Annotated in this window: 9 protein-coding genes and 1 riboswitch; of the genes, 2 read left to right on the top strand and 7 right to left on the bottom strand. The window is 41.4% G+C overall.

Translation table 11 applies throughout. From position 1 onward, the window contains the following. Positions 1-11 precede the first annotated feature (11 nt). Positions 12-1,070, top strand: coding sequence for an iron ABC transporter permease (locus GNE10_RS28260; RefSeq protein ID WP_185568933.1), 1,059 nt, complete (start codon positions 12-14; stop codon positions 1,068-1,070). Positions 1,071-1,104: 34 nt separating this feature from the next. Then, the gene (locus GNE10_RS28255) at positions 1,105-2,148 is read left to right on the top strand and encodes an ABC transporter ATP-binding protein (protein ID WP_185568931.1); all 1,044 of its coding nucleotides are present in this window, start codon (positions 1,105-1,107) and stop codon (positions 2,146-2,148) included. Between the two features lie 58 nt (positions 2,149-2,206). On the opposite strand, the gene GNE10_RS28250 is transcribed toward GNE10_RS28255, so the two are convergent. From GNE10_RS28250 to GNE10_RS36230, 7 genes are all read right to left on the bottom strand, one after another. Further along, on the bottom strand, positions 2,207-3,040 hold the full coding sequence (locus tag GNE10_RS28250; RefSeq protein WP_185568929.1) for an energy-coupling factor ABC transporter ATP-binding protein: 834 nt from the start codon (positions 3,038-3,040) through the stop codon (positions 2,207-2,209). Beyond that, positions 3,021-3,827, bottom strand: coding sequence for a cobalt ECF transporter T component CbiQ (gene cbiQ, locus GNE10_RS28245; RefSeq protein ID WP_185568928.1), 807 nt, complete (start codon positions 3,825-3,827; stop codon positions 3,021-3,023). The genes GNE10_RS28250 and cbiQ overlap by 20 nt, the downstream gene beginning before the upstream one ends. Then, entirely contained in the window at positions 3,824-4,126 is a 303-nt protein-coding gene (locus GNE10_RS28240) for an energy-coupling factor ABC transporter substrate-binding protein (RefSeq protein ID WP_185568926.1), read from the bottom strand. The genes cbiQ and GNE10_RS28240 overlap by 4 nt, the downstream gene beginning before the upstream one ends. Then, complete coding sequence (locus GNE10_RS28235; protein ID WP_185568924.1) at positions 4,113-4,889, bottom strand: energy-coupling factor ABC transporter permease; 777 nt, start codon at positions 4,887-4,889, stop codon at positions 4,113-4,115. Before GNE10_RS28235 ends, GNE10_RS28240 begins: the two co-directional genes overlap by 14 nt. Positions 4,890-4,914: 25 nt before the next feature. Continuing rightward, positions 4,915-5,055, bottom strand: a riboswitch (cobalamin riboswitch). 201 nt (positions 5,056-5,256) lie between these two features. Continuing rightward, the gene (locus GNE10_RS28230; protein ID WP_185568935.1) at positions 5,257-7,536 is read right to left on the bottom strand and encodes a response regulator; all 2,280 of its coding nucleotides are present in this window, start codon (positions 7,534-7,536) and stop codon (positions 5,257-5,259) included. 5 nt (positions 7,537-7,541) lie between these two features. Then, the gene (locus GNE10_RS28225; protein WP_371411846.1) at positions 7,542-7,967 is read right to left on the bottom strand and encodes a response regulator; all 426 of its coding nucleotides are present in this window, start codon (positions 7,965-7,967) and stop codon (positions 7,542-7,544) included. A 24-nt stretch (positions 7,968-7,991) separates the two neighbouring features. Next, positions 7,992-8,418, bottom strand: a 427-nt coding sequence (locus GNE10_RS36230) for an ATP-binding protein (RefSeq protein ID WP_260447065.1), incomplete at its 5' end; no start/stop codon positions are given.

The raw sequence follows: 8,418 nt of genomic DNA, 5'->3' as shown, positions 1-8,418 counted from the left end.
ATTATCAAATAATGTTATTAAAAAAATATTTTACTGCTAATTTTATTAAGACCTTAGCTTTTTTATTGTTAATTATAGGTTTTATCTTCGCGTTTTTACTAGATTTGGCTTTTGGTTCAGTTGCTATTCCTATGCAGGAAGTGATGCAAATTTTATTGGGACAAGAAGTTGAAAAAGTCACATGGAGTAATATTATTCTCAAATTTAGACTTCCAAAAGCTTTGACTGCTACTTTGGCGGGTGCGGCTTTGGGTGTGAGTGGTTTACAAATGCAAACCCTATTTAAAAATCCCTTGGCTGGGCCTTTTGTGTTAGGAATTAGTTCTGGCGCAAGTTTAGGTGTAGCTTTGGTGGTGCTAACTGCAAGTGTAACTACACCAACTTTATTAAATGATTTGGGAATCATTACAGATTTTGGGTTGGTGATAGCAGCTAGCCTTGGCGCAGCATCAGTTTTGGGGGTGATGTTAGTGGTTTCCCGTCGAGTTCAAGAGACGATGACGCTGTTAATTTTAGGGTTATTGTTTGGCTATGCTACTAGTGGAATTGTGAGTATTTTGTTGCAATTTAGTTCTAAAGAACGAATTCAAAGTTATATTATGTGGACTTTTGGTAGCTTCGCTGGAGTGACTTGGAAACAGTTAATTGTGTTAATTCCAGTGATAGTTTTAAGTTTATTGATAGCAGTGTTGCAATCAAAATCTTTGAATGCACTTTTACTTGGTGAAGCTTATGCGCGGAGTTTAGGTTTAACGGTGCAGAAAACCAGATTTTCAATTATTACTAGTGCATCTATATTAGCAGGAGCAATTACGGCTTTTTGTGGCCCTATAGCGTTTCTAGGTGTAGCTATTCCTCATTTGTGTCGCAGCCTGTTTATGACTTCTGACCATCGAATTTTAATCCCTAGTGTGATGATTTTGGGAGCAATTTTAGCTTTGGTGGCAGATTTGTCCTCTCAATTGGCGGTGAGTCAGATGGTTTTACCTTTAAATGCAATTACGGCTTTAATTGGAACTCCTGTGGTTAGTTGGGTGATTTTGCGCCGTAGTTCTGGTAAGTCTTTTTAAACGCAGAGGTACGCGGAGTTTTTTTGGGGTTTGTATGAGTGATGGGGTGTTGACGACTCTTGGGTTGAGTATTGGTTATAAGTCGGGGAAGGTGCTGCGGTGTGTGGCGAGGGATATTTCTGTGTGTCTCTTAGCAGGGGAATTGGTGTGTTTACTGGGGCCTAATGGTGCAGGTAAGTCTACATTAGTGCGATCGCTCGCGGGAATGCAACCACCTCTAGGGGGTGAGGTGCGGTTGTTGGGGGATGATATCTACAAGTTAGCACCGCCAGAATTAGCCAAGCGTTTGAGTTTGGTACTTACCGAGAAAGTTGATGCGGGAATGCTATCAGCCTATACTCTGGTGAGTTTGGGACGACATCCTCATACTAACTGGTGGGGAAATTTGACACCAGAAGATGAGGCTATTGTACATTGGGCGATAAAATCTGTAGGTGCGTTACATTTAGCTTCGCGTCAAGTTAGCGAACTCAGTGATGGGGAACGTCAAAAAATTATGATTGCGCGTGCTTTGGCGCAGTCGCCTACAGTGATGTTGCTGGATGAACCAACGGCATTTTTAGATTTACCGCGACGGGTAGAAATTATGCAATTGTTACGTCAGTTAACGCGGGAAACCAATCAAGCAATTCTCCTTTCCACCCATGATTTGAATTTAGCTTTGCGTCTAGCGGATAAAGTTTGGCTATTAACAACTAATGGAATTTTACATGTTGGCGCACCAGAAGATTTAGTTTTGAGTGGTGCATTTGCTGATACTTTCAACAGTGAAGGCGTAGAGTTTGACATTAATTCTGGTGAATTTCATCTCCAGACATCCCACAAAGGCGAAATTAATTTAATAGCTGGTGAGGGAATTGCTGTTGTGTGGACTATTCGTGCTTTACAAAGAGTTGGGTTTAGGGTTAATCAATGTGAAAATTTTTCTGTTGTTCAAGACATGAAGCCAACACAAATTTTAGTAGAAGTGATATCAAATTCAGAACAAATTTTATGGCGAATCACAAATAATAAGACAGTATATACTCATCATTCATTGTATGAACTAGTTCAATCTTTGAATTGTTTATCTATATAGAATAGATATGTCAGTGGTTATAATTCAGCATGAATTTTAGTTCGCTGTAACTATAGAATTATGAAAAATTGCAAAATAATTCTAATATTCGTTGTTGCACTCGTTCTCTAACTACTCCTGACTCACCAGATAATCCATCAACTAACATCTTATATATCATTGGTACGCCTAACTCTAACTCTTCTAAAAGTGTTCGCTGGCTAAATACATCTTGAGGTTTACCTTCTAGCATCAATCGTCCTTTATCCATAACAAAAACCCAATCTGCCCACCGATAGACTAAATCTAAATCATGAGTTGCCATTATTAAAGTAGTTCCATCTTGATAAATTTTTTTCAGAGTTGCTATCAAATTACGAGTATGTTTTACATCTAAATAGGCAGTAGGCTCATCCAGCACTAACAGTTCTGGTTGTAGTACCATCACATCTGCTATAGAAACTCGCTTTTTTTGTCCTAAACTCAGATGATGTACTGGTCTTTCTGCTAAAGTAGTTAATTCAAATTCAATTAATGCTTGCTCTACTCGCTGTTGAATTTCGGGTATTGGTAAACCTAAATTACACAAACCGTAAGATATATCTTCTTCAACAGTAGAAGCTACTAATTGTTGTTCTGGATCTTGAAATACTAACCCGACCTTATGCCGTAATTTACCAAGACAATTTCGGTTATAATTTAACGGTTCACCACGCCACCGGACAATTCCAGAATCAGGTTTATATAGACCATTAGCTAGTAAGAATAATGTCGTTTTACCACAACCATTCTGACCAATTAACGCGCACTTTTTACCTGATGGAATTTTCAATGTTACACCATTCAAAGCTGATTGTTGTGCCCCAGAATAGGTGTAATATACCTGCTCAAATTCAAGTAAATATTCCTGCATTTCGCCAAAAATCTAATCCTATTAATACTACACAGCCGAAAATGGCTTCGATAATATACCGTAATTGAGGACGATAGCGCCGGGGATGCCAAACTCGAAATTCATCAACAAAACCCCGTGCTTCCAATCCGAGAGAGAACTGACTATATCGTTCTAAGGTTCGCTGTAGCAGTTGTCCGATGAGTATTGCTAAACTTTTCATCCCAACAGCAAGAGTGCGGTAGCCACCACGAGAATTTTGTGCTGTCCACAATTCATTGGCTGTGTTCAACAGAATGAAAATAAACCGATACATGAGTAATAATAAATCGGTTAAAAGTACTGGAAATCGTAAGTACCGGAGAGTTCGTAATATCTCTGTGAAAGGGACAGTTAACATAAGAAAATATAAGCAAGAAACAGAGGCTAATGCTCTGGTTAAAATTCCCAATGCTTGGATACTGCCACTATGACTGATATAAATATAGAAGTGTCCGAAAGTTAGTCCATACCACGAATCTAATTTGACGCTTTGTAAATCAGGAATCGCAACTCCATTCACCATTAGGGCTGGTAAACTTGTCAAACAAAAAACTATGGTGAACATTAACAGCCGAAAATAAACTCTAGCCGGAATTCCGGCATAAATCACTGTCCAAATACTCATCCAAAGCACTATTAAAATTTGTACTAAGGGATGGGTAGCAAGGGAAATAGCAAGGGTAGTAAATGCAAAAATCAGTTTATGTTCTGGTGGCAACCTTCGCAGTCGATTAGTGTAAGCTAACGTATCTATTTGCAGGCTCATTCTTCACGTTTTTGTTGTTGGGAACGTCCTTTATACAACCCAATTGCATAACCAACGACTCCAGCACCCAAAGCCGCTTGCGAAGCAAATAATAAGCTTTCTATTTCCCCACTAGCGGGTTCAAAAAATGATTTAAACCAGGGTTTATATCCAGGTTGTATTTCAGTAATTGCTTTTTCAGCTTTGTCATCGGAACCAGCAAATTCTCCACCGCGTACAAATATTAGTGGTGCAATTGCTAAGGCTAATACAGCTACTACCAATAGCCAGTTACTCAACCCTTTTTTAGACTGATTCATTTCCTTGGGGTTCCCGTTTGATTAATTTCAGCAATTCTAATTCTTGAGGATTATAAGATTGCAACCAGTTCCATACCAATACAGTTAATAGTCCTTCACTAATTGCTAAGGGAACTTGAGTTATAGCAAAAATTCCGGCAAACTTGGTAAATGAAGCGATAAACCCACCAACAGGTGCAGGAAAAGCTAGGGCAAGTTGGATAGAAGTGATAACGTAGGTGAGTAAATCCGCGATCGCAGCTGCCAGAAAAATGGCAATTTTGTCTTTAGCACCAAACTTAATTGTCAAATTATATATCCAATAGGCGGCAAATGGCCCGGCGATCGCCATCGAAAAAGCATTTGCTCCCAGCGTCGTCAAGCCGCCATGCGCCAGTAACAACGCTTGAAACAACAAAACCAAGCTACCCAAAACCGACATAGTCAGGGGGCCAAACAGCACCGCACCTAACCCCGTACCCGTAGGATGAGAACAGCTACCCGTGACGGAGGGGATTTTTAACGCTGACAGCACAAAAGCAAAAGCACCAGCCAAGGCTAGTAGTAGTTTTAATTGCGGGTTAGCTTCGGTAATGCGAGTCAGACTACGCAATCCTAAAATAAAAAACGGTAACGCCACAACCCACCAAAAAATTGCCCACTGCACTGGTAAAAAACCTTCCATAATGTGCATAGCGTAGGCGGGTTTGGCTAAACCAACTACTAAATAAAAACTGATAAATCCCATCAGGCTTAGACTAACTAACGCCCGTTTTTTGTTCATAATCTGTACCTCGCAGATTTATGTAAACCAATTGATTCTAACCGGCGGGCATCCTGACTCATCCATTTTGGGTTCACAGTTGCGGGACAGCGCCGGATTTTCACCGGACTTTCCCCCTTGCGTCCGATGGCTGCTCCCCATCAGAACCGATTGGAGTTAACTATATCACCATTGAGCGGAATGCGTGTTAAAAAAGCATAACGACTTGTGGTGGTTGAGTGTTGACCCTTCGACTTCGCTCAGGGTCAAGGCTGAGCGGAGTCGAAGCCTTGACTGGTGACTGGGCATTGGGCATTGGGCATGGGGCATGGGGGAGGCAGTGCGGTCTTGGGGTCTCCCCAAGTGGAGCAACTGCCGTCATTGGGCATTATTCAATTACTTTTTCCAAAGAAAGTAGTAATTCTTTGACAGTATATGGTTTGGATAAAAACGTATTCACACCGATGTCAGTGACGGCGCTAAGTTTACCATCGGACATTAATCCGCTACTGGCAATAATTTTGACTTCTGGGTTAATTTTTTTTAAGGTACGGATGACAGTTAAACCATCCAAGGAAGGCAGTATGATATCGATTAACACCACACTAATTTTGTCCATATTTTTAGCGTAGAGTGCGATCGCTTCAATGCCATCACTAGCAATTAAGGTCTCATAGTTGTGGGCTTCTAATGAGGATTTAGTAATCTCTTGAATGGCGGCTTCATCATCCACAACTAAAATCAACTCTCCATGTCCTGTTTGAGGAACCGACTCTTCTACCGTTAGTGTTTCCATTCCCGCCACAGCTGGTAAGTAAACTTTAAAGCTAGTGCCATTTCCGATTTCGCTGTAGACGTTGACAAAACCCCCGTGGCTTTTAATGATTCCCAGCACGGTGGAAAGCCCCAACCCCGTACCTTGTCCCACATCTTTTGTGGTAAAAAATGGCTCGAAAATTCTGTCTAAGATTTCCCCAGGAATGCCGACTCCATTATCACAGACAGTAATCACTGTGTAAGGGCCGACTTTGGCTTCCAGGTTCATCCGCGCATAATTTTCGTCAACAAACAGATTTTCTCCAGAGATTCTCAAATTACCGCCATTGGGCATAGCATCACGAGCATTAACGCACAGATTCATCAATACTTGATGCAGTTGGGTACTGTCTCCAGAAACCATCCATAAATCCTGCGGTATGTCAACGCTAACTTCTATGGATTTGGGAAATGTTTCTTTGAGAATTTTGGCAAGTTCTACAATTAAGTGCCTGAGTTGCAAAGTAATGTGTTTTCCCTCCACACCACGTGCAAAAGATAGCACCTGTTTCACTAAATCAGCTCCACGTTTAGCGTTGATTTCCAAAATCTCCAATAAATGACGAGTTCGTTCATCAGCATCGGGAAATTTCAGCGGTAATAGTTGCGCTCCTGCCAAAATCGGCGTCAAAATGTTGTTTAGGTCATGGGCAATGCCACTAGCTAATGTGCCGATGCTTTCCAAACGTTGAGCGCGAAACAATTGGGCTTCTAAATGTTTTTTCTCAGTAATATCTGTGTCAACGCTCAAAATTGATTTGGGCTTTCCCTCTTCATCAGATACTAAACTCCAACGACTAGCAACAAGGACTTCTTTACCAGTTTTTGTAATTTTAGTTAACTCGCCTTGCCATTTACCTTTACTAATAACTTCTAAAAGAGCCGCTTCGATTTCCGGTGAAGGTTCGTTAAACAAAAGCTCGGTGACACTTTTCCCCTTTACCTCTGTAGCCCGCCAACCGTAAAGTGTTTCTGCGCCTTTGTTCCAGAATAAAATCTGATTGTCTAAATCTCGCACGCAAATAGCATCTGTTGTGACATCAAGTAATGCAGCCTGTTCTTTGATTTTTTCCTGGGCTAATTTGTGTTCGCGCAATGCAGTTTGCCGTTCGGTAACATCGATGCTGGCGCAAGTCACCCCAACCACTTCTTGGGACTCATTCCGCAATGGCTCCACTGTTAAATCATAATATCGAGTGGTTTCTTTGGTTGTAATTGATACTTCTTCTCGTGCTGCTATGCCAGTGTTGAGTACCGCAAGTTTAATATTGGTGAGGTTTTGAGCATCTCCGGCTGAGACGATGTCTAGGTCTTTTTTGCCCAATATTTGCTCTACCGTCAATCCATAGGAGGGATTGTAAACCCAAGTGTAGCGTAACTCCCGATCTTGGTTGTAGACAAAAATCGGAGAATTTTTCAAGGCTACACGAAATCGCTCTTCACTCTGGCGCAATGCGTTGTCTGCCCGTTGACGTTCAATTGCATAACGCATAGAACGCACCAGTAAATCACCAGTTACTTGTCCTTTGACTAAATAATCTTGCGCTCCTTCTTGCATTGCCTTAGTTGCTAAGGTTTCATCATTTATACCCGTTAGCACAATAATTGGAGTTGCTTTTGCCTGTTGGTGAGCAGTCACAAAGGTTTCTAGTCCCTGACTATCTGGTAGGGAAAGGTCTAACAAAATAACATCAAAAATTTCAGTTTTTAAGTACTTGAGTGCTTCGGAAAGCCGCTCAACTGGCATTAAATCAACTATGACTGTGTTAACTTCCTTTAAAAACTCCTGTAACAAAAAAACATCACCAGGGTTGTCTTCTACTAACAAAACTTTTATATTTTTTCCTGCCATTGCCATCACTCCGGTGGCAGTTTTACGATCGCAAACCAAAAATTTTCGATTGATTTTACAATTTTAACGAATTGATCGAAGTCTACTGGCTTAGTTATGTAACAGTTTGCAGACAGATTATAAGCTTTGAGGATATCTTCTTCGGCTTGGGAAGTCGTCAAAACCACTACAGGAATGCGCTTGAGGTTATCATCTACTTTAATTTCTGCCAATACTTCCCGGCCATCTTTTTTAGGAAGATTCAAATCCAGCAGTACAATATCTGGATGGGCTGCTTCAACATATTTTCCTTGTTTTCGTAAGAATGCCATTGCTTCGACACCATCTTCTACGACGTTCAGGTGAATCGAGATTTTGCTATCTTCTAAGGCTATACGTGTCAGTTGGGCATCTCCAGGATTGTCCTCTACTAACAAAACCTCAATAGGCATAAGCGTTTGCATGTTTACGATTGCTTAGTAGCTCTTATCTGGAATTGTGAAGTAGAAAGTCGAGCCTTGACCCGGTTTCGACTCAACCCAGATACGCCCACCGTGACGTTCTATAATCTTCTTACAAATTGCCAGACCAATACCAGTACCCGAATACTTATCTCTGGTGTGCAAGCGTTGGAAAATTATAAAAATACGCTCAGCATATTGGGGTTCTATACCAATGCCATTATCTTGTACCCAGAAGACATATTCGTTGGGAGATGAAGAGGACGCGGGGATGGGGAGACGCGGTGACGCGGGGAAAGATGAAGACGTGGCGATGGGAAGATGCAGCAAAGTGGTGAGTAATTTCTCTCTATCTTCATATCCCCTTGTCCCCGCGTCTTCTTTCCCCGCGTCCCCGCGTCCCCTTGTCCCCGCGTCCTCTTTCTTTGCGTCCCCACGTCCC

This window comes from Nostoc sp. 2RC, assembly GCF_014222165.1.
Classification (GTDB): Bacteria; Cyanobacteriota; Cyanobacteriia; order Cyanobacteriales; family Nostocaceae; genus Nostoc; species Nostoc linckia.
Note: the sequence above shows the minus strand (reverse complement) of the source record. Positions and strands in the feature narration are given on the sequence as shown.